Below are 22320 nucleotides of genomic sequence, written 5' to 3' on the forward strand. Positions count from 1 at the left end.
GATGTGCCCCTGTTACTCCTTGGGGTCCGCCGACTTCTTGACCTCGACGGGCTCCGCGGTCTCGACGGGCTCCGCGGTCTCGACGGGCTCCGCGGACTCCGCGGGCTCGGCGGACTCGGCCGACTCCGCGGCGCCCACGGGCTCCGCAGCCTTCCCGGAAGCCGCCGGCGGCGTCTCGCCGCCGCCCACCGTCACCACCTCGATCGCCTCCTTGGCGACCTGCAGCAGCTTGGTGTCCTCGGGCGCCTGGTCATCGGCGTTCTCCGGGTGGTGGCACGCCACCTGGTGGCCCGTCTCCAGGGTGATCAGCGGCGGTTCGGTCTTCGCGCAGAGCTCCGTCGCCTTCCAGCACCGCGTGTGGAAGCGGCACCCGGTGGGCGGGGAGATCGGCGAGGGGACGTCACCGCGGAGCAGGATGCGCTCGCTCTTGACCCCGCGCCGCTTGGGGTCGGGCACCGGCACCGCGGAGAGCAGCGCCTTGGTGTACGGGTGCATCGGCTTGGTGTAGAGGTCCTTGCGGTCCGCGAGCTCCACGATCTTGCCGAGGTACATCACCGCGATGCGGTCCGAGACGTGCCGGATGACCGAGAGGTCGTGCGCGATGATCACGTACGTCAGACCGAGCTCGTCCTGGAGGTCGTCCAGGAGGTTGACCACCTGCGCCTGGATGGAGACGTCCAGGGCGGAGACGGGCTCGTCGGCCACGACCAGCTTGGGCCGCAGGGCGAGCGCACGGGCGATGCCGATGCGCTGGCGCTGACCGCCGGAGAACTCGTGCGGGTAGCGGTTGTAGTGCTCGGGGCTGAGCCCGACCCGCTCCAGCATCTCCTGCACGGTCGCCTTCAGGCCGCCCTCGGGCTTGACGCCCTGCAGCTTGAACGGCGCGCCGACGATCGTGCCGATGGTGTGCCGCGGATTGAGCGACGAGTACGGGTCCTGGAAGATCATCTGGACGTCGCGGCGCAGCGGCCGCATCTTGCCGGTGCCCAGGTGCGTAATGTCCACGCCCTCGAACTCCACGCGGCCCGCGGTCGGTTCGAGCAGACGGGTGATCAGCCGGCCCATCGTCGACTTGCCGCAGCCCGACTCGCCCACGACGCCGAGCGTTTCACCGGGGCGTACGTCGAAGCTGAGACCGTCGACGGCCTGCACAGCGGCCACCTGGCGCTGAAGCAGCCCCTTCTTGATGGGGAAGTGCTTCACCAGGCCGTCGACCTTGAGCAGCGGCTCGGGTGAACTCGATGAGCCCGATGAGCTCTTCGCCTGCGCCGGGATCGTCATCTCCTGGCCCTTGCCCTTCGCCAGATCTTTCTGGTCTTTCGCTTCGTCTTTCACAGCTTCGGCGCAATCTCTTCGGTCCAGATGCGGGTGCGCTCGTCCTGCGACATGTGGCAGGCGGTGAAGTGCCCCGACGCCACCTCGCGCAGGTCGGGGCGCTCGCGGCGGGTGATCTGGTCCTTGGGGATGTCGGCGTACGGGCAGCGCGGGTTGAAGGCACAGCCCTCGGGCAGGTTGATCAGGCTGGGCGGGGAGCCCTTGACCGGCACGAGACGGTCCATCTCCTCGCGGTCGATGCGCGGCATCGATCCCAACAGGCCCCAGGTGTAGGGGTGCTGGGGCTCGTAGAAGACCTTCTCCGCGGTGCCGCGCTCGACGCAGCGCCCGCCGTACATCACGAGCAGCTCGTCCGCCATCTCGGCGACCACGCCCAGGTCGTGCGTGATCATGATGACCGCGGAGCCGAACTCCTTCTGCAGATCACGGATGAGGTCGAGGATCTGCGCCTGGACGGTGACGTCCAGGGCGGTCGTCGGCTCGTCCGCGATGAGCAGTTCGGGGTTGTTCACCAGGGCCATCGCGATCATCGCGCGCTGGCGCATGCCGCCGGAGAACTCGTGCGGGTAGCTGTCGACCCGCTTGTCCGGCTGGGGGATGCCCACCCGGTCGAGCATCTCGATGGCGCGCTTGCGGGCGGCCTTCTTGTCCACGTCGTGGTGGACCCGGTACGCCTCCATGATCTGCTTGCCGATGGAGTAGTACGGGTGCAGCGCCGACAGCGGGTCCTGGAAGATCATCGCCATGTCGCGACCGCGCAGCTTGCGCACCTCGTTCGGGTCCGCGCTGAGCAGCTCCGTGCCGTTCAGCCAGATCTCCCCGGAGAGCTGCGCCCTGCGGCGGCCGTACTGACCGGCGGTGTGCAGACCGAGGATGCCCAGCGAGGTGACCGACTTGCCGGACCCGGACTCGCCGACGATGCCGAGGGTCTTGCCCTTCTCCAGCGTGAAGCTGAGCCCGTCGACGGACTTGACCAGGCCGTCGTCGGTCGGGAAGTGCACCTTGAGATCGCGTACTTCGAGGAAGGCGCTGGGAGCGGCCGAAGCGGTGGCTGTGACGTCGGTGGGCTCTCCGACAGCCGCTCCGGTCTTGTGCAGTTCGGTCATCCCAGCCTCACTCGCGGGTCGATGACGGCGTACAGAAGGTCGACGACGAGGTTGGCGAGGGCGATCGCGAGCGATGCGCACAAGGTGACGCCGAGGATCACCGGCAGGTCCTTGTTGCTGATGGCCTTGACCGCCTCGAGGCCGAGCCCCGGCAGGTTGAACGTGGACTCGGTAAGGACGGCGCCGCCCATGAGCACACCGAGGTCGAGGCCGAAGACCGTGAGGATCGGCGTCATGGCGGAGCGCAGCGCGTGCCGTCTGATGACGACGGCCTCGCCGAGCCCCTTGGCGCGCGCGGTGCGGATGTAGTCCTCGCCGAGCACTTCCAGCATGGTGGCGCGCGTCAGTCGCGCGTACATGGCGGCGTTGAGGAACGCGAGCACGATCCAGGGCAGGATCAGCGTCTCGAACCAGATGTTGATCGGATCGTCCGTGGTGAGGGTGTCCTCGATCTTCACCCAGCCGAGGGTGTGGACGAAGAGCCCCATCGCGATCATGCCGGTGAAGAAGATCGGCAGCGAGACGCCGCCGAGGGCGGTGATCATCGCGGAACGGTCCCAGATGGTGCCGCGCTTGAGCGCGGAGACCACACCGGTGGCGACACCGGCGACCAGCCACAGGACACAGGCACCGGCGGCGAGCGCACCGGTGACGGGCAGGGCGTCCTTGAGGGTCTCCCAGACGGGCGCCTCGGTACGGAAGGAGTAACCGAAGCAGGGGGCGGGGCAGTGGGTGACGTCGGCCCCGTTGGCGTAGTCACGCCCCATCGGAATGCCCTTGATGAAGTCCCAGAACTGGACGAGCAGCGGGTCGTCCAGGCCCAGTTTGATCCGGATGCCCGCGAGCTGCTCGGCACCGGAAGACTTGCCGGCGAAGAGGACGGCGATGTCCTGTCCCGCCCACTTGGGCAGCATGAAGAAGACGGTGAAGGTCGCGAGCAGTACGACCAGCACCATGATGACAACGGCGATCAGGCGCCGGATGAGATAAGCAAGCACTGTGCGCGGCCCGGCGGTGGCCGGGACCCCCTTGTGAGGAGTCCCGGCCACCGCCCGGGGCCATCACCTGCCCTTCGGACTGGCGGGATTCGGCGGTGGGACGGACGGCCTTGCGGCGGGACTACTTCTCGTTCACACCGAGCGAGATGTAGTCGTAGCGACCGCTGTAAGCAGCGGACGAGTAGACGTTGGTCACCCGCGACGAACGCCAGCTGATGTTCTTCTCGTAGATGAAGGGCATCCAGTAGGCCTTGTCGACGATCTCGTGAGCGAGGTCGGTGTAGATCTCACCGGCCTTGTTCGGGTCGACCGTGGCGATCGCGTCGTCGAAGTACTTGTCGACCTTCGGGTCTTCGATCTGCGACTCGTTGTAGTTGCCGTTCTCATTGATGAAGCGGCTGTCGAACAGCGGCTGGGCGTAGCCCTGGCCGGTCGGGAAGTCCGGACCCCAGCCCGCCATCGTCATGCCGATGCCGCGCTTCTTCACGACCGAGGGGGAGCCGGTGATGCTGGAGGAGTCGGCGCCGTCGATCTGGTCGACCTCGGCGTTGATGTTGACCTTCTTCAGCTGCTCCTGGAGCGCCGTGGCGGCGTCCACCTCGCCCGGCTGGTTGGTGCGGGCCGAGATCTTGGTCGAGAAGCCACCCGGCTTGCCGCACTTCTTGAGCTCGGCCTTCGCCTTGGTGACGTCCGGCTTGCCCTTGCGCTCCTTGACCCCGTACGGGTCGTAGTCGTCGTGTCCCTTGATCGACTCCGGGAAGACGCTGTTGGCGATCTCACCGGCGGCGATCGGGCCACCACGGGTCTTCTGCAGACCCGCGAAGTCCGTGGCGTAGAAGACGGCCTTGCGGCAGGCCTCGTTGTCGAACGGCTTCGTCTTGGTCACCAGGGCGACGTAACGGACGAAGTCCGTCTGCATGTTGTCGACGTTGCCCTTGTGGTCCGTCATGGCGGTGGTGCGACCCGACTGGGTCATACCGGTGCCATTCATGTCGATGTCGTAGTCGCCTTCCATCAGGCGCTTGTCGTTCTCTTCGAGGTTCGCCGAGATGGTGACCGAGATCTTGTCCGGCAGCGCGGGGCGGACCGGGTCCGAAGACTTCTTCCAGTTCTTGTTGCGCACGAGCGTGATGCTCTTGCCCGCGCTGTAGTTCTCGAACTTGTACGGACCGGAGGAGAACGGCTTCTGGGTGTACTTGGCGCCGGTGTCCTCGGACTGCTTCACCGGGCTGCCCGACGGCATCGCGAGCATCTGCTCGAAGTCGCCGTTCTTCTTGGGCAGCTTGAAGATGATCGTCTGGTCGTCCGGCGTCTCGATCGCCTTCAGGCCCAGCTTGTCCTTCGACTTGTCCTCGTAGGGACCCTTGTACGTGCCCTTGGGGTCGAGCGTCGACTTCAGGTAACCGGGGCCACCGGTGATGACCTTGGTCGCCCAGATGCGCTCGATGCCGTACTTGATGTCCTTGGAGGTCAGCTTCGAGCCGTCCTCCCACGTCAGACCATCACGCAGCTTGTACGTGTAGGTCTTGCCGTCGTCGCTGATCTTCGCCGTGGACTCGGCGAGGTCGGGGACGAGCTTGTTGGACGCGGCACCCGGCTTGGTGTCGTACGTGATCAGCGTGCGGGTGTAGTACCGCATGAAGTCCCACGCGAAGCCGTAGTAGGCGCGCTGCGGGTCGGCCGAGTCGAGGTCCTGCTTGGCGACGAACTTGAGCGTGCCGCCCGCCTTCGTCGACTTGTTGGCGACCTTGCCGATGGCCGCGTTGTAGCCGGCGCCCTTGCTGTCGTCGTCGTCGCTGCCGCCGCCGCACGCCGTGGTGGTCACCAGCGCCGCTACGACGAGGGCCGCACCAGCGGTGAGCCGTCGTTTAGAGGAACCTGTAGGCATTTCTCGCATCCTCCGAGATTCGCGGTCCTTGGCTTTGACTGCCTGAAGAACCATGGGAAGAGCCACCTGACGCTGCGGCAGGGGCAAGCCAGTTGGAGCTGTTTACCGAGTTCCCTTGGGGTCCAGGGCGTCGCGCAGCCCGTCACCGAAGAGGTTGAAGGCGAGCACGGTCACAAAGATCGCCAGGCCGGGGAAGACCATGAACATCGGGTCGTGCTCGTACGTCGCGAGCGCGTCCCGGAGCATGCCGCCCCAGGAGGCCGTGGGCGGACGCACACCCGCGCCGAGGAAGCTGAGCGCCGCTTCGGTGAGGATGTTGGTGGGGATCATGAGCGTCGCGTACACGGTGATCGGTGCGACCAGGTTCGGCAGCAACTCACGGAAGAGGATGTGCCGTTGACCGCCGCCGAGGCTGCGGGCCGCTTCCACGTACTCGCGTTCGCGCATCGAGAGGGTCTGGCCTCTGACGATGCGCCCGACATAGGGCCAGCCGAAGAACCCGATCACCAGGATCAGTACGGCGATGCGTACGCCGCTGCCGGTAAGACCGAGCAGATCGTCGGGAAGGACGGAGACCAGGGAGATCACGAAGAGCAGCTGCGGGAAGGCGAGCAGCACGTCCATGACCCGGCTGATCAGCGCGTCGATCCAGCCGCCGAAGTAGCCGGCGATGATGCCGAAGAAGGTGCCGAGCACCACGGCGACCACGGCGGCGAGGAACGCCACGAGGAGCGAGATCCGCGCCCCGTAGACGATCCGGCTGAAGACGTCGCGGCCCTTGTTGGGCTCGACCCCGAAGAGGAAGTCCCAGCTCATGCCGCCGAACGCGCCCTTGGGCAGGTTCGTCAGGTCTTCGAGCTCTTCCTGATGGAACTCGTTGGGCGGGTGGCCAAGCAGGGAGACGATCAGGGGCGCGAAGACGGCGACCACGACCAGGACGAGCACAGTGATGCCGCCCGCCAGGGCGACCTTGTCCCGCTTCAGGCGGTTCCAGGCGATCTGCTTGAGGGACCGCCCCTCGACCTTCTTCACCCCTGCACCAGCTGCGGGGGCGACGTCCTCGGTCGGGTCCGCGTCCGCAGGTGTGTCATGCAATGGTGCCGTCATCGTGGCAGGGACCCCTCTCAACCGGTGGTGACCGGCCCGCACTTGCCGCTGTAGCGACGTGATCAGTCCGTCGTACACAGGGGCGAACCGCCCCTGGTGCGGGAGTCTTCATCGGGGTCGCGATCTGTTACCAGCCTTGTTGGGGAAAGGATGCGCAACCGTGATGCTGATCGGAGTGTTCCGTTATCCGGACTCGGGTGAACGAGTGGCGAACACGGGGCAGTTGGGGTGCAAGGAGCCACAGGGGCCTATTGAGCCCCTCCACCATCAGAACGGGACATCGTGGCCGTTCGGGCAGGTGCGGGCGGTTCTCAGTACTGCGCCGGGTAGCCGTAGCCGCCCGCGGGGGCCGGGGCCGCCTGGGCCTCGCGGTCGTAGAACGGCCGGGCGTTGGCGCGCAGCCACATGGCGACCGGGTCGTACGCATCGGACATCGCGACCGTCGACACGGGAAGGCCGTCGGGCACGGCGGCGATCGACTGCTGCATCATCGCGCGCACCGCGTCGACGGAGGGCGGCGACGTGTCGTACACATCGAGACCGATGGCCAGATACGGGGCGCCGAGCGCGGGCTGCACCCAGGCGCGGCGCAGCGCGCGGACCGCGGGGGTGCGGTGCGCGTTCTGGGTGAGCAGGGCGTAGAACTGCGGGATCTCGATGGCCGGCTCGGTGAGCCTCAGCGGGCCCGCGGGCAGCAGGTCGAGGCCCGATGCGATACGGCGCAGATCCAGCCAGGGGATGCCGACGCCGCCGCCGGGCGCGTGCGGGTTGAGCCAGAGGCCGTAGTTGTCGGGGTAGAGGGTGCGGGCGATGTCGACGCCTGCGACCACTTCGTACGAGCGGTTCCAGCCACTGGCGGAGAGCTCCTGGGCGGAGGTCACACACGGCGCGTAGCCGAGGCCCTCGACCTCCATGTTCCCGTACTGGGCGTCGGGGGATCCGGCCTGGCCGTGCCAGAGCAGCATCCACACCTGGTCGGCGGCGAGCGCCCGCAGGAGCGCCTCGTAGGCGTCGTAGCGCCCCGGCGTCACCTGGCGCAGCATGTGCTCGACCTGCCCGGCCGCAGCCGTGCCCGACGCACTCACCCTTAACCGCCCCTTCGCGATGACCCGACGACCCCGATGATCCGAATGATCCGAATGATCCGAAACGGACCCGGCCGGCACGGCCGTAACCCGCCCGGGTCATGAAACCAGCTTAAGCGGCGATCCTGACACCGACTTGACGTACGGCGTGGTCACACCCGCCGGTGCGCATGTCTCTGCACACGTCCATGCTCGTATCTCTACACACGTCCGTGCTGGTCCTGGTGGCTCTGCCCGAAGAAGGGCCGCACCCGCTCGCGCAGCCAGTCGCCCACCGGGTCCTGGGCCACGTCGAGCAGCACCAGGTTCACCGGCCAGGGCACCGGGGCCAGGCCGAGCGCACGGCCCACGGCCGCCATCGGCAGGTCGCGGGCGTTGCCCTCCCAGGAGGACAACTCGACGCCGATGAACAGGGACGGGTCCTCGCCCTCGACGCTGGCCAGGCAGCGGCGGGCGCTCAGCACGACGCCCGTGGCCTCGAACTCACGGGCCGCGGCGGACAGGAAGTCCACCGGGTCCTGCTGCCAGTCCGGCTCGAAGAGGCGTACGCGGCCGCCGCTCGCGGGGCCGTCCAGCGGGGTGCGCCCTGCCCGGCAGAGCTCGGCGACGGCGGGCGGCGGCAGCGGTACACCGACCGTGCCGTCCGGGTTGACCGCGATGCCGAGCTGCGGGGGCAGGCCGCGCGCGAACTCCACGGCGGGCGCCACGGTGCAGCTCATCCGGCCGCCGGTGACCTGCTGGAACTGCTGCTCGGAGCTGAAGACGGGGACGTACGCCTGTCCTTCGATCTCCAGCGTGGGCAGGTCGAGCGTGCCGCGGGTGCCGTCGCCGCCGTTCGGCAGCGGGACCCAGACGTGGCTGCGGCCGAGGACCTCGACGATCCTGGCCCCCGCGGAGGCTGTGCTTGTCTGAGGAGCCCCGCCGGTGCCGAGGGCCGCCGCGAGCACCTCTTCTAGTTCGTTGCCCGGCCATCCCCCGTACGGATGGGCGTGCGCCTGCGCCGGAATGTCCATCTGTCTTACCCCTGCTCGTCCCGCTCTGCCTGCGGCTCGAACCCTAACGCGGCAGGCACCGCCCGCGGGTCGGTCCCCTCAGTCCCCGAAGCCGATCGCCCGCAGCACGCCCGCAGCCGTCCGGTCGAGCAGCAGCGCCGAACCGACGCCGCCCGGCAGATCGCCCCGCTCGGCGGCGCCGACCAGCCGGCCGACCGTTCTGCGGTGGCGCGCGAAGGCGTACCGCGAGACGCCGCGGCCGCGCGCGAGCTGCCCCTCGACGGCGGTCTCCGGAGGCACGTCGAGCAGCAGCAGGTGCAGGGTCGTGCCACGCCGCGCCGCTTCCCTGGCCAGCCAGCGGCGCACCCACGCCTGCGTGCCGCAGTCGTGCACGACGACTCCCTCGCCGGAGCGCAGGGCGCGGCGCAGGCCCGCGTAGTGCGCGAGGCGGACGAGAGGGCGGTAGACCGCGTACGGCAGGAAGCGCGGCATGCGCGTCGCCCAGCGGTCGCGGGTGTCCTGCGAGTCGATGCGCGGGCCCGCGACGGCTCTGCGCATCAGCGTGGACTTTCCGCTGCCCGGCAGTCCGGAGACGACGATCAGGTCGCCGCCGCCGAAGGTGAGCCGGTGCGGGCTGTGGCCCATCCGCTGCCTGAGGTCCCGGACGACGGCCGCGGGCAGGGGGCCACAGGCCTCCCTGGTGCGGGCGGCTTCCTGCTTGGGCAGGGCCACCCCTGTGTTGGTCGCGTAGACGCTTGTCCTGCGCACCGTGATCGGCCTCCCCATAGCGGTCACGTACCTGCTTCCCGCAGCTTCCCCGGCAAGTGTAAAGAGAAGGTAATGCGGCACAAGGGCATTACTGGACTGGCACTGCCCTGTGACGGAGCCCCGTGCAATGATGTGCCCGCAAACTCCATACAGGCCGTTTGAATCCGCGCGGGAGAGTTCCCGGTCACCGTCGTACGAGTCGTACGACGGACCGGGGCGCCGAAGGAGCAAGTCCCTCCCTTGAATCTCTCAGGCCCCGTACCGCGCGGGCGAGGCACATCTGAAAAGCGGGCCGCCACGGCGGCTCCACCCAAGGTGCAAGTCATGACCCCCCATACGTACGGGTCGTGGTGAACCTCTCAGGTTCCGATGACAGATGGGGAGGATCTACCTCGCCCGTCATGCCCTGGGAGTTCTACGTATGAGTACCGCCCCCCGTCTGACAGCCCTCGATGCCGTGCATCGGGCGCTCGGCGCGACCATGACCGACTTCGCGGGCTGGGACATGCCGCTGCGGTACGGCAGCGAGCGCGAAGAGCACATCGCCGTCCGCACCGAGGCCGGTCTCTTCGACCTCTCCCACATGGGCGAGATCACGGTCACAGGCCCCGAGGCCGTGGACTTCCTGAACTTCTCGCTGGTCGGCAACATCGGCTCCGTCGGTGTCGGCCGCGCCCGCTACACGATGATCGTCGACCAGGACGGCGGCATCCTCGACGACCTGATCGTCTACCGCCTCGGCGAGACCGAGTACATGGTCGTCGCCAACGCCTCCAACGCCCAGAACGTGCTGAACGAGCTGAGCAACCGCGTCGAGGAGTTCGACGCCGAGGTCCGCGACGACCGCGACGCCTACGCGCTGCTCGCCGTCCAGGGCCCCGAGTCCCCCGGCATCCTGAAGTCCCTCACGGACGCCGACCTCGACGGCCTGAAGTACTACGCGGGCCTGCCCGGCACGGTCGCGGGCGTGCCCGCCCTGATCGCCCGCACGGGCTACACCGGCGAGGACGGCTTCGAGCTGTTCGTCTCCCCCGGCGACGCCGAGAAGCTGTGGAACGCGCTCATGGAGGCCGGAACGCCGGTCGGCATGGTGCCCGCGGGCCTCTCCTGCCGCGACACGCTGCGCCTGGAGGCGGGCATGCCGCTGTACGGGCACGAGCTGACCGCCGAGCTGACGCCCTTCGACGCGGGCCTGGGTCGGGTCGTGAAGTTCGAGAAGACCTCGCAGTCGGAGAACTTCGTGGGGCGTGCCGCGCTCGCGGCCGCCGCCGAGCGTGCCGAGACCGCTCCGCCGCGCAAGCTGGTCGGCCTGATCGCCTCGGGCCGCCGCGTCCCGCGCGCGGGCTTCTCCGTGGTCGCCGACGGCAAGGTCATCGGCGAGGTGACATCGGGCGCCCCGTCCCCGACCCTCGGCAAGCCGATCGCCATCGCGTACGTCGACGCCGCGCACGCGGCCCCCGGCACCGAGGGTGTCGGTGTGGACATCCGCGGTACCCACGAGCCCTACGAGGTCGTGGCGCTGCCGTTCTACAAGCGCCAGAAGTGACACTTCCGCCCCAGTGGTAGTCCGGAAGTGACCCCACGCACATCTTTCTCGTTCCGCAGCACCCATCCGCGTACAGGAGAATTCAGGTCATGAGCAACCCCCAGCAGCTGCGTTACAGCAAGGAGCACGAGTGGCTCTCGCCCGCCGAGGACGGTGTGGCGACGGTCGGTATCACGGAGCACGCGGCCAACGCGCTCGGTGACGTCGTCTACGCCGACCTGCCCGAGGCCGGTGCCGCGGTGACCGCGGGCGAGACGTGCGGCGAGCTCGAGTCGACCAAGTCGGTCAGCGACCTGTACTCGCCGGTGACCGGTGAGGTCGTCGAGTCGAACCAGGACGTCGTGGACGACCCGTCGCTGGTCAACTCCGCCCCGTTCGAGGGTGGTTGGCTCTTCAAGGTACGGATCACGGAGGAGCCGAAGGACCTGCTCTCCGCGGACGAGTACACCGAGTTCTCCGGCAGCTGAAGCCCCCCGAAGACCCTTAGGGACCACCTGATGTCGCTTCTCAACACCCCTCTCCACGAGCTGGACCCGGACGTCGCCGCCGCCGTCGACGCCGAGCTCCACCGTCAGCAGTCCACCCTGGAAATGATCGCCTCGGAGAACTTCGCTCCGGTCGCCGTCATGGAGGCCCAGGGCACGGTCCTCACCAACAAGTACGCCGAGGGCTACCCCGGCCGCCGCTACTACGGCGGCTGCGAGCACGTCGACGTCACCGAGCAGATCGCGATCGACCGGGTCAAGGACCTGTTCGGCGCCGAGTACGCCAACGTCCAGCCGCACTCCGGCGCCTCCGCCAACCAGGCCGCGCTCTTCGCGATCGCCCAGCCCGGCGACACGATCCTCGGCCTGGACCTGGCGCACGGCGGCCACCTCACCCACGGCATGCGCCTGAACTTCTCCGGCAAGCAGTTCAACGTGGTCGCGTACCACGTCGACGAGGCCGGTCTGGTCGACATGGCCGAGGTCGAGCGCCTGGCCAAGGAGAACCGCCCGAAGGTGATCATCGCGGGCTGGTCCGCCTACCCGCGCCAGCTGGACTTCGCGGAGTTCCGCCGGATCGCCGACGAGGTCGGCGCGTACCTGTGGGTCGACATGGCGCACTTCGCCGGTCTCGTCGCCGCCGGTCTGCACCCGAACCCGGTGCCGTTCGCGGACGTGGTCACCTCCACCACGCACAAGACGCTCGGCGGCCCGCGCGGCGGCATCATCCTGGCCCGCAGCAAGGAGTTCGCGAAGAAGCTGAACTCGGCGGTCTTCCCCGGCTTCCAGGGCGGCCCTCTGGAGCACGTGATCGCGGCCAAGGCCGTCTCCTTCAAGGTCGCGGCCTCGGAGGAGTTCAAGGAGCGCCAGGAGCGCACCGTGGACGGCGCCCGCATCCTGGCCGAGCGCCTGGTGCAGGACGACGTCACGGAGCACGGCGTCTCCGTCCTGTCCGGCGGCACGGACGTACACCTGGTCCTGGTGGACCTGCGCAACTCCGAGCTCGACGGCCAGCAGGCCGAGGACCGCCTCCACGAGGTCGGCATCACGGTCAACCGCAACGCGATCCCGAACGACCCGCGCCCCCCGATGGTCACATCGGGCCTGCGGATCGGTACGCCGGCGCTCGCGACCCGCGGCTTCCAGGCTCAGGACTTCCGTGAGGTCGCCGACATCATCGCCGAGGCCCTGAAGCCGGGCTTCGACGCGGAGGCCCTGAAGGGCCGCGTGACGGCGCTGGCCGACAAGCACCCGCTGTACCCCGGCCTGAAGTAGTTTCGTGCGCTTTGCGTACGCTTTTGTTCGTACGTACGAAACGTCGGGGCACCCCGCACACTGGACAGTGAGGACAGTGTGCGCGGTGCCCCGCACCGCGTGACCGTACTTGTACTTCCTGCACCGCCTTGTTCTTCCTGCACCGCCTTGTTCTTCTGCGTCACCCCGGCAGACAACGGCGTCTACCAACCACCCTTGGAGTTCCCGTGGCCCTCTCGGTCTTCGACCTGTTCTCGATCGGCATCGGCCCGTCCAGCTCCCACACGGTCGGTCCCATGCGCGCGGCCCGCATCTTCGCGAGCCGCCTGAAGAACGAGGGCCTGATGGCCCACACCACCTCGATACGGTCCGAGCTGTTCGGCTCGCTCGGCGCGACCGGCCACGGGCACGGCACCCCCAAGGCGGTGCTCCTCGGCCTGGAGGGCGAGTCCCCCCGCTCGGTTGACGTGGAGACCGCCGACGACCGGGTCGAGCAGATCAAGAGCACCGGCCGCCTCAACCTGCTCGGCATGCACGAGATCGCCTTCGACTTCGACGACGACCTGATCCTGCACCGCCGCAAGGCCCTGCCGTACCACGCCAACGGCATGACGATCTTCGCGTACGACCGTGAAGGCACCCTCCTCCTGGAGAAGACGTACTACTCGGTGGGCGGCGGCTTCGTCGTCGACGAGGACGCGGTGGCGGGCGAGAACCCGATCGTCCTTGACGACACGGTCCTGAAGCACCCCTTCCGCACCGGCGACGAGCTGCTGCGGCTCACCCGCGAGACCGGCCTTTCCATCTCCGCGCTGATGCTGGAGAACGAGAAGGCCTGGCGCACCGAGGCGGAGATCCGCTCCGGGCTGCTCGACATCTGGGGCGTCATGCAGTCGTGCGTGTCGCGCGGCATGTCCCGCGAGGGCATCCTGCCGGGCGGCCTGAAGGTCCGCCGCCGCGCGGCCAATTCGGCCCGCAAACTGCGCTCCGAGGGCGACCCGCAGGCCCTCGCCATGGAGTGGATCACCCTCTACGCGATGGCCGTGAACGAGGAGAACGCGGCGGGCGGCCGCGTCGTGACCGCCCCGACGAACGGCGCGGCGGGCATCATCCCGGCGGTCCTTCACTACTACATGAACTTCGTGCCCGGCGCCGACGAGGAGGGCGTGGTCCGCTTCCTGCTCGCCGCCGGCGCGATCGGCATGCTCTTCAAGGAGAACGCCTCGATCTCCGGAGCCGAGGTCGGCTGCCAGGGCGAGGTCGGCTCCGCCTGCTCGATGGCGGCGGGCGCGCTCGCAGAGGTTCTGGGCGGCTCCCCCGAGCAGGTCGAGAACGCCGCGGAGATCGGCATGGAGCACAACCTCGGCCTGACCTGCGACCCTGTCGGCGGCCTCGTCCAGATCCCCTGCATCGAGCGCAACGGCATGGCGGCGGTGAAGGCCGTGACCGCGGCGAAGATGGCGATGCGCGGCGACGGCAGCCACAAGGTGTCCCTCGACAAGGTCATCAAGACCATGAAGGACACCGGGGCCGACATGAGCGTCAAGTACAAGGAGACCGCCCGGGGCGGGCTCGCGGTGAACATCATCGAGTGCTGAGGGCTCGACGGGGCGCTCCGCCGCACAAAACAGTCCCCGGAGTCCTCACCGTTGCCATCTACCTCAGTCGTCGCTGAGGCTCCGGTAGCGAGGGGCTTCGGGGGCCTGGCCAGAGCCTGCGGGAATCTCTTCTCAGTAGACGTCTCCACCGACGGTGCGATTCTCCGGATTTCTGGTGTAAAGACCAGTTTCCTCCCAATATCGCCCGCGTCAAGAGGTCACCGGAAAAATCTGCTGGCCATGGGCGCACTCCCTGTGATCGGGGCGTGCGACGGCCGATACCCTGAGCCGTCTCAGTAGTGCACCAAGAAGGGGTGGATCCGGTGGCGGACATCGAGGAAGCGCGCAAGACGTTCGAGCGGTTCGACGCGGACGGCGACGGCTTCATCACGGCGGCCGAGTGGAAGTCGGCCATGGCGCAGATGGGGGACTTCTACGTCACCGAGACGGTGGCCGAGGCCGTGATCGGCACGAAGGACACCGACGCGGACAAGCGCCTCTCCTTCGACGAGTTCTGGGCCAGCCTGAACAAGTAGTCGACGGATGACAGCGGTGGGGCCCGGGACGCGGAAGCGCACCGGGCCCCACCGTCATGTTCAGAGCCTCGTTCAGCGCCGCGCCGCGCGCACGCTCCACCGCCCTTCCCTGCGTTCGAGGCGTACGGGATGGTCGAAGCACTTGCCGATCTGGTCGCTCGTCAGTACGTCGTCGACGGTGCCGGAGGCGAACGCGCGGCCGTCCCGAAGGAGCAGGGCGTGCGTCGTACCGGCCGGGAGCTCCTCCAGGTGGTGTGTGACCAGGACCGTGGCGAGTTCGGGGTGGCTCTCGCGCAGGGCGTCCAGGCTGTCGAGGAGGCGTTCGCGGCCCGCGAGATCGAGCCCGGTGGCGGGTTCGTCGAGCAGGACGAGGCGCGGCTTCGGCATCAGGGAGCGCGCGATCAGCGTCCGGCCGCGCTCGCCCTGGGAGAGCGTGGGCCAGCGCGCGTCCGTGCGGTGTGCGAGGCCCAGCATGGCGATCAGGCGGTCGGCCTGCTCCTGCTGCTCGGGGGTGGGGCGCCAACGGGGCAGCGGTTCGACGCTGTTGGTGAGCCCGGTCAGGACGACGTCGCGGACCCGCAGGGGCGAGCGGAGCGGATGGCGCGGGTTGACGTGACCGACGTACGCCCGCAGTTCGCGCAGGTCGACGCTGCCGAGGCGGCGGCCGAGCACCTCGACCGTGCCGTGAGTGGGGTGGGTGACGGCGCCGCAGAGGCCGAGCAGGGTCGACTTGCCCGCGCCGTTGGCGCCGAGCAGCGCCCAGTGCTCGCCGGGGCGGACGGTGAGGGTGACTTCTTCGAGGATGGGGCGGCCGTCGCGGACGACGGTGACGGTGTCGGCGTGCAGCACCGGCTGCGGGATCATCCGGCGGCCCCGGCCCGGTTCACGGCCGAAAGGACCGCCTGTACGGACGCCGTCAGGACCGAGGTGTCCAGGCCCGCGCCCCAGCAGGTGACGCCGCCGACGCGGCACTCCGCGTATGCGACGGCCTCGCCGCTGGTCACGCCCGCGTCCGCCTCGACGGCATGCTCGGAGTAGTCGAGGATGTCGACGGTGATCCCGGCGGCGGCGAGCGCCTCGACGAACGCGGCCAGCGGGCCGTTGCCCGCACCCTCGAAGTCCCCTGCCCTGTCCCCCACTTGGAGCGTGCAGATGAAGCGGTGCGCACCGTCCGGGGCGCGGTCGGTGGTCCACGCGTCGAGCCGCACGTCGCCGTCGCGGCCCGGCGCGAGATACGCCGTCTCGAACAGCTCGTACAGCTCCTTGGCGGTCGCCTCACGCCCGCTGTCGTCGGTGGCGTCCTGCACGACGCGCGAGAAGTCGGGCCGCATGCGCTGCGGCAGGTCGAGCCCGTGCCGGGTCTTCAGGAGGTACGCCATTCCGCCCTTGCCCGACTGGGAGTTGACCCGGATGACCGCTTCGTAGGTGCGGCCGATGTCCGCCGGGTCGATCGGCAGATACGGCACTTCCCAGGGCGCCTCGCTCTCCGGTACGCCCAACTCGGCCGCCCTGCGGGCGTGATGGGCGAAGCCCTTGCTGATGGCGTCCTGGTGGGTGCCGGAGAACGCGGTGTGGACGAGGTCGCCGACGTAGGGGTGGCGGGGGTGCACGGGCAGCCGGTTGCAGTGCTCGACGACCTCGCGCACGGCGTCGATGTCGGAGAAGTCGACCATCGGGTCGACGCCTTGGGCGTGGAGGTTGAGGGCGAGGGTCACCAGGTCGACGTTCCCGGTGCGTTCGCCGTTGCCGAAGAGGCAGCCCTCGATGCGCTGGGCGCCGGCCAGGACGGCGAGTTCGGCGCAGGCGACGCCGGTGCCGCGGTCGTTGTGGGGGTGGACGGAGAGGATGACGGAATCGCGCCGGGCGAGGTTGCGGTGCAGGTACTCGATCTGATCGGCGTACACGTTCGGTGTCGCGATCTCGACCGTCGCCGGGAGGTTGTGGGTGACGGGCCTGTCGGGGCTCGCGTCCCACAACTCGCTGATTCCGTCGCAGAGTTCGAGTACGTAGTCGGGCTCGGTCAGATTGAAGGTCTCCGGCGAGAACTGGAACCGGATGTCCGCGCCGGGCCGCGCGTCGGCGAGGCGCGCCATATGGGCGGCGGCCTCGGCGGCGATGTCGTACACCTGCGCGCGCGACCGCCCGAGCACCACGTCGCGCCAGACGGGCGATGTGGCGATGTAGAGATGCACGACGGCGCGGGGCAGCCCCTCGATCGAGGCGAAGGTGCGGTCGATCAGTTCGGGCTTGGCGGGCGTGAAGACGACGATGCTGACGTCGTCGGGGATCCCGCCGCGTGCACTGAGCGCGGCCAGGTCGCGTACGAAGTCGAAGTCGGCGCGGCTTGCCGACGGATAGCCGACCTCGATCTCCTTGAAGCCCATCGAGACGAGCAGATCGAAGAAGCGCCGCTTGCGCTCCGGGTCCATCGGCTCGGCGAGCGCCTGGTTACCGTCGCGCAGGTCGACGGGGACCCAGAGGGGTGCGCGCTCGATGCGGGCGGCGGGCCAACTCCGTTCCTGGGAAGGGACGTTGACGCGGTCTTGGTAGGGGCGGTAGCGGTGGGATGCCATGGCGCTCGGGCGCTGCGGGTTCCACGGGTACGCGGAGGAGTTCACGGTGGCGGTGGCCTCTCGGCTCGGTCGGTCGACCGACCGGCAGCACGACACCCCGCGGCGGGGTGCCGGTCGCTTCAGGCCCCGCCGCGGCAGCCGAGAAGAAGGAGACCGCAGAAGATCACGTGGCTACACTAGCCACACCTCAGGTCCTCAGACAAGTACTCCTCAGACAAGTGCCAGGTGCCCCTCATGCCCCTGAACTCCCTTCACCCCAGCCCCCTGGTCGAGCAGGCCGCCACGCGCCTCCGCGAACAGATCACCGGCGGCGACTGGCCCATCGGCAGCAAGCTCCCCGGCGAGACGACCCTCGCCAAGGAGCTCGGCATCGGCCGCTCCACCGTCCGTGAAGCCCTGCGCGCCCTCGCCGGCGCCGGGCTCGTGCAGCCCCGCCAGGGCTCCGGCGTCTTCGTCATCGCGACCGAAGCGGCCGTGGACTGGCCGACGCGGCTGCGGCAGGCGGCGGTCACGGACGTGTACGAGGTGCGGATGCTGGTGGAGGTGCAGGCGGCGCGGCTCGCGGCGCTGCGCCGCACCGACGAGGACATCGCGGCGATGCGTGCCGCGCTCGAAGGCCGCAGGGCGGCGTCCGCCGAGGGGGACGCGGCGTTCGTGGACGCCGACATCGCGCTGCACGCGGCGGTGGTGGCGGCGGCGCGCAATCCCGTACTCACCGATCTGTTCGCGGAGTTCATGCCCGCGCTGCGGCAGGGCCTGATCAGCCTCCTCGAACTCATCGACGTACGCGCCGCGGAGGCGAACCCTGGAGATGCCGTGCACGCCGACCTCGTGCGCGCCGTCGAGGCGAGGGACGCGGAGGAAGCGGCGCGGGTGGCGCAGGCCGAGCTCCAGGAGACGCTGGGGAAATTGCTGAACCACGGCTAGCCAAGGACGTTCCCCAAGAGCCCTCACACACCGCCCCCAAGACCACCCGCACCACAACTCCCCCAGGAATTCACCCCGACGGGCGCCATCACCCCTGGCCTGGCGGGCCGTCGACCCCGTACAACCGCGCCGAAGCGTCCACATGCGCGAGCCGCCGCATGGCGTTGAACACCGCCTCCCCCAGGACCGTTCCGATCACCACGCTCTCCACCAGGTCCTCGACCGCGACCCGGCGGTTCACATAGCCGAGGTCGGCGCGGGCGACCAGTTCGGCGGCGTCGGCGTACTCGTCGAGGAGTTCCGTGAACGCGCCGTGGCCGACCCGGCCCATGGCGGCCAGGGCGCGTGACAGGTCGGTGGCCGCCGGGTTCGACTCATGGGTGTGCCAGCCGCGCCGCGCGATCAGTTCCTGGACGGCGGTCTGCGCGGCCTCCGCCTCGGCGTCGTCGTCGGCGGCGCCCGCCGTGCCGAGCCGGTCCGCCGCCGCGCCGAGCACCTTGTGCAGCGGGCGCTCCGGATCGTCGACCGCGCCGAGCACCTCCGCGATGGCGGCCACCTTCAGGCCCCCCACATCGAGCAGCGCGCGGATCAGCCGCAGCCTGCGCTCGTGCGCCTCGCCGTACTGCGCCTGGTTGGGGCTGCTCAACTCGCCCTGCGGCAGCAGCCCTTCACGGACGTAGTACTTGATCGTCGGCACCGGCACGCCGGTCCTGCGGCTCAACTCACCAATACGCACGGCCTGTCCACTCTCTTCGCCCCTTGCCGCCCTTGCCATCTTCGCCACCCATCATAGATAGTGGCGCTATCGGATAGCGGACAGCGCCGCTATCCATATTTCGCAGAACCACCCTCCAGCAAGGGGACCCCTATGTCTTCATGGCGTTCATGGCACCGGCCACTGGTGATGTTCTCCGCGTCGATGGCATTACTCGCCGTCGTCTCCGCGATGGGACTCGTCGTCGACGACCGGGTCCTGGTGGGCTCGCCCATCTGGGCCAAGCCGTTCAAGTTCTCGGTCTCACTCATCGCCTACGGGCTCTCGCTCGCCTGGATGCTGTCGCTGCTCGACCGGGGCCGCAGGGCCGGCTGGTGGGCGGGTACGGTGGTCGCCCTGACGCTCCTCGTCGAGATGGTGATCATCACCGGGCAGGTGGTGCGCGGGAAGCGCAGCCACTTCAACCACCAGACCCCGTTCGACGAAGCGCTGTTCAACGTGATGGCCGTCAGCATCGTCATCCTGTGGCTCGCCACTCTGGTCATCGCCGTCCTGCTGGTGCGCGCCCGCATCGCCGACCGCGCCTCCGCCTGGGCGATGCGGTGCGGGATCACCCTCGCACTCGCCGGCGCCGCCATCGGGTTCCGGATGACGCGGCCGACACCCGACCAGGTGCGGGACTCGTCGATCGTCGGCGCCCACAGCGTCGGCGTGCCCGACGGCGGTCCCTCGATGCCGCTGACCGGCTGGTCCACCACCGGCGGCGATCTGCGGATCCCGCACTTCTTCGGCATGCACGCGCTGCAGTTGCTCCCGCTGCTACTCATGGGACTTGTCGCGCTCGCCCCGCGGTTCACCCGCCTCGCGGACGAACGGGTCCGGCTGCGGCTCGTCCTCGTCGCCGCGGGCGCGTACGCCGCCGTCTTCGCCCTGGTCACCTGGCAGGCGCTGCGCGGCCAGCCGCTGATCCACCCGGACGGCGCGACGCTGACGGCAGCGGGACTGATCCTCGCCGCCACGGCCGCGGGCGCGTACGGGGTGCTGCGTTCCGCGCCCGCAACAGCCGCCCGCAGCACAGCAGTTGACGACCCGGACGATGCGAAGGAGCTCATCGCATGACCGGCTTCCTCTTCGACCTCTCCTTCTATCTGGCCGCCCCGGTCTGGCTGCTCATGATCTTCGCGCCGGGGTGGCGGACGACCGCCCGCGTCGCCGCCTCGCCCCTCACCGTCGTACCGATACTCGCCGTCTACGCCGCGATGGCCCTGCCCGTCCTCCCCGAACTCTGGGCCGCGGTCAGCAGACCGGACCTCGACCGATTCCGCGAACTGCTCGTCCTCGCCGACGGGGCGGGCGCCATCTGGGCCCAGGTCATCGCCTGGGACCTGCTGATCGGGCAGTGGATGTACCGCGAGGCGCGCCGAATCGGCGTACACCCTCTGGTGACGGGACCCCTCCTGGTCCTCACCATTCTCCTCTCACCCTTCGGGCTGCTGCTCTTCCTGCTGCTCCGGGCAGTGCAGCGGGCCCCCGCCCGGAGTCACGATCAGCCGCGCCCCTCGGCGGGCTCCATGCCGCGCTGATCGACGACGGCACGCTCCAGGACCGCGTTGCTGCCGAACAGGACCTCGCCATTGCGCGGCCCGCCCCCTTGCTCGCCCGCCCTGCTCGGCTTGTGATCCTTCGTCATGTACGCCCGCGAACCGAGGTAGGCGAAGGTCTTCTTGTCGAAGATCCATTCGTCGCGCGTCGCGTACGACGACTGCTTGAGGGTGATGCCGATCCCGTGCCGGCCCGCCGCGTCCACCGCGTCGGGCACCTCGGTCACCCCGGGCAGCTTCGCGACGGCCTTGTAGAGCGCGGCGGCGTTCTCCGGCGGCATGATCGTCCCCTCGAGGAGCTCGCCGATCTTCCCGAAGACCGCCTGCGCCTTCGTCTCCCGCTCGTCACTCACCCGCGTCTGCGCATACAGCTTCTTCAAGAGGGCATCGGGGTCGGTCGGCAGCGAGGCGAGCCAGGCGTACGTGGGACGGTCGGGGCCCGCGGGGATGGCGCCGGTGTCGTCGGAACCGTCCACCGCGGACGCCTCGATGGGCACGTCCTGCCCGGACATCGGCACCCCCTCCCCGCTCTCGCGGATCATCCCGATGTCCGTGACGGGCGCCGGGTTCTGCGACATCCAGACCTCCCGCTCGTGCGGGGCGCCGAGCTTCACCGGGCCGTTGAACTTGCCCTCGTTGTCCCGCACCAGGCTGCGTACGTACACGAACTGGCCGTCCTTGACCGGCTTCGTGTCCGCTTCCAGGGACGCGTTCGCGATCCGGCCGAGCGTGCCGGCGACGCCTTGGTCCGCGCCGCGGTCCGCACCGCGGGCGGCGCCCATGTCGCGTACGCCATCGGCGTCACCGAAAGGGAGCGTGGCCGCCAGGATCCCGGCCACGGCCAGCGCGGCGGCCGCAGGCATCAGCACCGCGGGACGCAGCAGCCGCCTGCGGGGCGATGCGGAGGCGAGGCTGGTGTCGCGGTCGGTGTCACGGTCGATCTGCTGCATCAGGCTGTCCTTGTGGTGAAGGTGACGGCCCGGCGGAAGGTCCCATTCGTCCTCGCCCGACTCCGGCAGAAGACCGGCCAGTTCCTCGACCTCGGCTTCGGCCTCTCCCCGAGAGGGGGTGGCGGCGTTCATCGGAATTCCTCCCGCAGGGGCAGGGCCGCGAACGCGGCCTCACTCTCTACCTCTCCGCGACCACGGAGCGGTTCCATCGCTTCCTTCACGCCTCTCGCGTCCGCGCCTTCCGCGTCCAACGCGTCCTCGCTCAGCCGCCGCAGCCGCGCCCGCGCCCGCGCCCGCGAGAGCCGCGACCGCACCGTTCCCACCGGCACCCCGAGCGCCTCCGCGGCCTGCGCGTAGTCGAGCCCCGACCACACGCACAGCACAAGCACCTCACGCTCCGGACGCCGCAGCCGACGCAGCGCGCCGTGCACCGCCGCGAGCCGCCGCGCGTCGTCGAGCCTGCCCGCCGACTCCTCGGCGAAGTCCGCCACTTGGGGCGGCGACGGCTGCCGGGACAGAAAGGCGAGCCGCCGGCGCAGTCCGCGGTTGGCGTTCTGCGCCTTGTGCGTCGCGATGCCGAGCAGCCACGGCTTGAGCGAACCGCGGTCCGGATCGAGCCGCTCCCGGGTACGCCAGGCAGCGAGGAACGTCTCGGACATGACCTCCTCGGCGGTCGACCAGTCGCCGGTCAGCCGCAGCGCGTGGTTGTAGACCGTCCGCGCGTACGCCTCGTACAGCTCACCGAACGCCTCCCGCTCCCCGGCCCGTATCCGTGCATGGATGCCGTCTCCCAGTTCAGTAGCCCTCACACCCATGACCTCTCCGCGACCCCGGGAGAGTTCCTGTGCCCCTCGTC

The 22320-nt window shown here is 69.3% G+C and carries 21 protein-coding genes and 1 riboswitch; of the genes, 8 read left to right on the forward strand and 13 right to left on the reverse strand.

All coding sequences use genetic code 11. The annotated features are described in order from the left end of the window. Nucleotides 1-12 precede the first annotated feature (12 nt). From AB0O76_RS24190 to AB0O76_RS24225, 8 genes are all read right to left on the reverse strand, one after another. A complete protein-coding gene (locus AB0O76_RS24190; protein ID WP_365495037.1) occupies nt 13-1281 on the reverse strand; it encodes a dipeptide ABC transporter ATP-binding protein in 1269 nt (422 codons plus the stop codon). A 50-nt stretch (nt 1282-1331) separates the two neighbouring features. Beyond that, nucleotides 1332-2441, reverse strand: coding sequence for an ABC transporter ATP-binding protein (locus AB0O76_RS24195; protein ID WP_365494896.1), 1110 nt, complete (start codon nt 2439-2441; stop codon nt 1332-1334). Next, the gene (locus tag AB0O76_RS24200) at nt 2438-3439 is read right to left on the reverse strand and encodes an ABC transporter permease (RefSeq protein WP_365495040.1); all 1002 of its coding nucleotides are present in this window, start codon (nt 3437-3439) and stop codon (nt 2438-2440) included. Before AB0O76_RS24200 ends, AB0O76_RS24195 begins: the two co-directional genes overlap by 4 nt. A 121-nt stretch (nt 3440-3560) precedes the next feature. Next, nucleotides 3561-5327 carry an ABC transporter substrate-binding protein gene (locus AB0O76_RS24205; RefSeq protein WP_365494899.1) on the reverse strand — a complete coding sequence of 589 codons (1767 nt, stop codon included), beginning with the start codon at nt 5325-5327 and terminating at the stop codon, nt 3561-3563. Nucleotides 5328-5429: 102 nt separating this feature from the next. Beyond that, nucleotides 5430-6434, reverse strand: coding sequence for an ABC transporter permease (locus AB0O76_RS24210; RefSeq protein WP_365494902.1), 1005 nt, complete (start codon nt 6432-6434; stop codon nt 5430-5432). A 311-nt stretch (nt 6435-6745) separates the two neighbouring features. After that, nucleotides 6746-7519, reverse strand: a complete 774-nt coding sequence (locus tag AB0O76_RS24215; protein WP_365494905.1) for an enhanced serine sensitivity protein SseB C-terminal domain-containing protein — start codon at nt 7517-7519, stop codon at nt 6746-6748. Between the two features lie 200 nt (nt 7520-7719). Continuing rightward, nucleotides 7720-8532 carry an enhanced serine sensitivity protein SseB gene (locus AB0O76_RS24220; RefSeq protein WP_365494908.1) on the reverse strand — a complete coding sequence of 271 codons (813 nt, stop codon included), beginning with the start codon at nt 8530-8532 and terminating at the stop codon, nt 7720-7722. Nucleotides 8533-8610: 78 nt separating this feature from the next. After that, complete coding sequence (locus AB0O76_RS24225; RefSeq protein WP_365495043.1) at nt 8611-9297, reverse strand: AAA family ATPase; 687 nt, start codon at nt 9295-9297, stop codon at nt 8611-8613. 141 nt (nt 9298-9438) lie between these two features. Further along, a riboswitch (glycine riboswitch) is annotated at nt 9439-9553 on the forward strand. Between the two features lie 147 nt (nt 9554-9700). Here AB0O76_RS24225 and gcvT point away from each other — a divergent pair. The 5 genes from gcvT to AB0O76_RS24250 all read left to right on the forward strand — a co-directional run bounded on the left by gcvT (nt 9701) and on the right by AB0O76_RS24250 (nt 14698). After that, the gene (gene gcvT, locus AB0O76_RS24230; RefSeq protein WP_365494911.1) at nt 9701-10825 is read left to right on the forward strand and encodes a glycine cleavage system aminomethyltransferase GcvT; all 1125 of its coding nucleotides are present in this window, start codon (nt 9701-9703) and stop codon (nt 10823-10825) included. Nucleotides 10826-10914: 89 nt separating this feature from the next. Next, nucleotides 10915-11292, forward strand: coding sequence for a glycine cleavage system protein GcvH (gene gcvH, locus AB0O76_RS24235; protein WP_365494914.1), 378 nt, complete (start codon nt 10915-10917; stop codon nt 11290-11292). Between the two features lie 30 nt (nt 11293-11322). Next, nucleotides 11323-12585 carry a serine hydroxymethyltransferase gene (gene glyA, locus AB0O76_RS24240; RefSeq protein ID WP_365494917.1) on the forward strand — a complete coding sequence of 421 codons (1263 nt, stop codon included), beginning with the start codon at nt 11323-11325 and terminating at the stop codon, nt 12583-12585. Nucleotides 12586-12791: 206 nt separating this feature from the next. After that, on the forward strand, nt 12792-14162 hold the full coding sequence (locus AB0O76_RS24245) for an L-serine ammonia-lyase (protein WP_365494920.1): 1371 nt from the start codon (nt 12792-12794) through the stop codon (nt 14160-14162). 323 nt (nt 14163-14485) lie between these two features. Next, a complete protein-coding gene (locus AB0O76_RS24250) occupies nt 14486-14698 on the forward strand; it encodes an EF-hand domain-containing protein (protein ID WP_360773753.1) in 213 nt (70 codons plus the stop codon). Nucleotides 14699-14770: 72 nt separating this feature from the next. Here AB0O76_RS24250 and AB0O76_RS24255 read toward each other — a convergent pair whose 3' ends face one another. Together AB0O76_RS24255 and leuA are read right to left on the reverse strand one after the other, a co-directional pair. After that, complete coding sequence (locus AB0O76_RS24255; protein WP_365494923.1) at nt 14771-15562, reverse strand: ATP-binding cassette domain-containing protein; 792 nt, start codon at nt 15560-15562, stop codon at nt 14771-14773. Further along, nucleotides 15559-17271: a 2-isopropylmalate synthase gene (leuA, locus tag AB0O76_RS24260; RefSeq protein WP_365495046.1), complete on the reverse strand. Its 1713-nt coding sequence runs from the start codon at nt 17269-17271 to the stop codon at nt 15559-15561. The genes AB0O76_RS24255 and leuA overlap by 4 nt, the downstream gene beginning before the upstream one ends. A gap of 234 nt (nt 17272-17505) precedes the next feature. Between leuA and AB0O76_RS24265 the strand changes: the two genes are divergently transcribed. Beyond that, nucleotides 17506-18198, forward strand: a complete 693-nt coding sequence (locus AB0O76_RS24265; RefSeq protein WP_365494925.1) for an FCD domain-containing protein — start codon at nt 17506-17508, stop codon at nt 18196-18198. A gap of 88 nt (nt 18199-18286) precedes the next feature. Here AB0O76_RS24265 and AB0O76_RS24270 read toward each other — a convergent pair whose 3' ends face one another. Beyond that, nucleotides 18287-18934, reverse strand: coding sequence for a MerR family transcriptional regulator (locus tag AB0O76_RS24270; protein ID WP_365494928.1), 648 nt, complete (start codon nt 18932-18934; stop codon nt 18287-18289). A 132-nt stretch (nt 18935-19066) separates the two neighbouring features. On the opposite strand from AB0O76_RS24270, the gene AB0O76_RS24275 reads away from it, so the two are divergent. Beyond that, the gene (locus AB0O76_RS24275) at nt 19067-20032 is read left to right on the forward strand and encodes a hypothetical protein (protein WP_365494931.1); all 966 of its coding nucleotides are present in this window, start codon (nt 19067-19069) and stop codon (nt 20030-20032) included. Then, nucleotides 20029-20496, forward strand: a complete 468-nt coding sequence (locus AB0O76_RS24280) for an ABA4-like family protein (RefSeq protein ID WP_365494934.1) — start codon at nt 20029-20031, stop codon at nt 20494-20496. The genes AB0O76_RS24275 and AB0O76_RS24280 overlap by 4 nt, the downstream gene beginning before the upstream one ends. Here AB0O76_RS24280 and AB0O76_RS24285 read toward each other — a convergent pair. Both AB0O76_RS24285 and AB0O76_RS24290 read right to left on the reverse strand, forming a co-directional pair. After that, nucleotides 20460-21596, reverse strand: coding sequence for a CU044_5270 family protein (locus AB0O76_RS24285; protein WP_365494937.1), 1137 nt, complete (start codon nt 21594-21596; stop codon nt 20460-20462). The two genes, AB0O76_RS24280 and AB0O76_RS24285, sit on opposite strands and share 37 nt — an antisense overlap. Further along, nucleotides 21593-22279 (reverse strand): RNA polymerase sigma factor, encoded by a 687-nt coding sequence (locus tag AB0O76_RS24290; RefSeq protein ID WP_365494939.1) that lies wholly within the window; start codon nt 22277-22279, stop codon nt 21593-21595. Before AB0O76_RS24290 ends, AB0O76_RS24285 begins: the two co-directional genes overlap by 4 nt. Nucleotides 22280-22320 lie beyond the last annotated feature (41 nt).

Origin of the sequence: Streptomyces sp. NPDC086554, assembly GCF_040686095.1 — a bacterium.
GTDB lineage: Bacteria > Actinomycetota > Actinomycetes > Streptomycetales > Streptomycetaceae > Streptomyces.

Coding starts and splice junctions, on each gene's coding strand:
- AB0O76_RS24190 (WP_365495037.1), bottom strand. CDS start 1,281: ATGACGATCCCGGCGCAGGCGAAGAGCTCATCGGGCTCATCGAGTTCA.
- AB0O76_RS24195 (WP_365494896.1), bottom strand. CDS start 2,441: ATGACCGAACTGCACAAGACCGGAGCGGCTGTCGGAGAGCCCACCGAC.
- AB0O76_RS24205 (WP_365494899.1), bottom strand. CDS start 5,327: ATGCCTACAGGTTCCTCTAAACGACGGCTCACCGCTGGTGCGGCCCTC.
- AB0O76_RS24210 (WP_365494902.1), bottom strand. CDS start 6,434: ATGACGGCACCATTGCATGACACACCTGCGGACGCGGACCCGACCGAG.
- AB0O76_RS24220 (WP_365494908.1), bottom strand. CDS start 8,532: ATGGACATTCCGGCGCAGGCGCACGCCCATCCGTACGGGGGATGGCCG.
- AB0O76_RS24225 (WP_365495043.1), bottom strand. CDS start 9,297: ATGGGGAGGCCGATCACGGTGCGCAGGACAAGCGTCTACGCGACCAAC.
- gcvT (WP_365494911.1), top strand. CDS start 9,701: ATGAGTACCGCCCCCCGTCTGACAGCCCTCGATGCCGTGCATCGGGCG.
- gcvH (WP_365494914.1), top strand. CDS start 10,915: ATGAGCAACCCCCAGCAGCTGCGTTACAGCAAGGAGCACGAGTGGCTC.
- glyA (WP_365494917.1), top strand. CDS start 11,323: ATGTCGCTTCTCAACACCCCTCTCCACGAGCTGGACCCGGACGTCGCC.
- AB0O76_RS24255 (WP_365494923.1), bottom strand. CDS start 15,562: ATGATCCCGCAGCCGGTGCTGCACGCCGACACCGTCACCGTCGTCCGC.
- leuA (WP_365495046.1), bottom strand. CDS start 17,271: ATGGCATCCCACCGCTACCGCCCCTACCAAGACCGCGTCAACGTCCCT.
- AB0O76_RS24265 (WP_365494925.1), top strand. CDS start 17,506: ATGCCCCTGAACTCCCTTCACCCCAGCCCCCTGGTCGAGCAGGCCGCC.
- AB0O76_RS24275 (WP_365494931.1), top strand. CDS start 19,067: ATGTCTTCATGGCGTTCATGGCACCGGCCACTGGTGATGTTCTCCGCG.
- AB0O76_RS24280 (WP_365494934.1), top strand. CDS start 20,029: ATGACCGGCTTCCTCTTCGACCTCTCCTTCTATCTGGCCGCCCCGGTC.
- AB0O76_RS24285 (WP_365494937.1), bottom strand. CDS start 21,596: ATGAACGCCGCCACCCCCTCTCGGGGAGAGGCCGAAGCCGAGGTCGAG.
- AB0O76_RS24290 (WP_365494939.1), bottom strand. CDS start 22,279: ATGGGTGTGAGGGCTACTGAACTGGGAGACGGCATCCATGCACGGATA.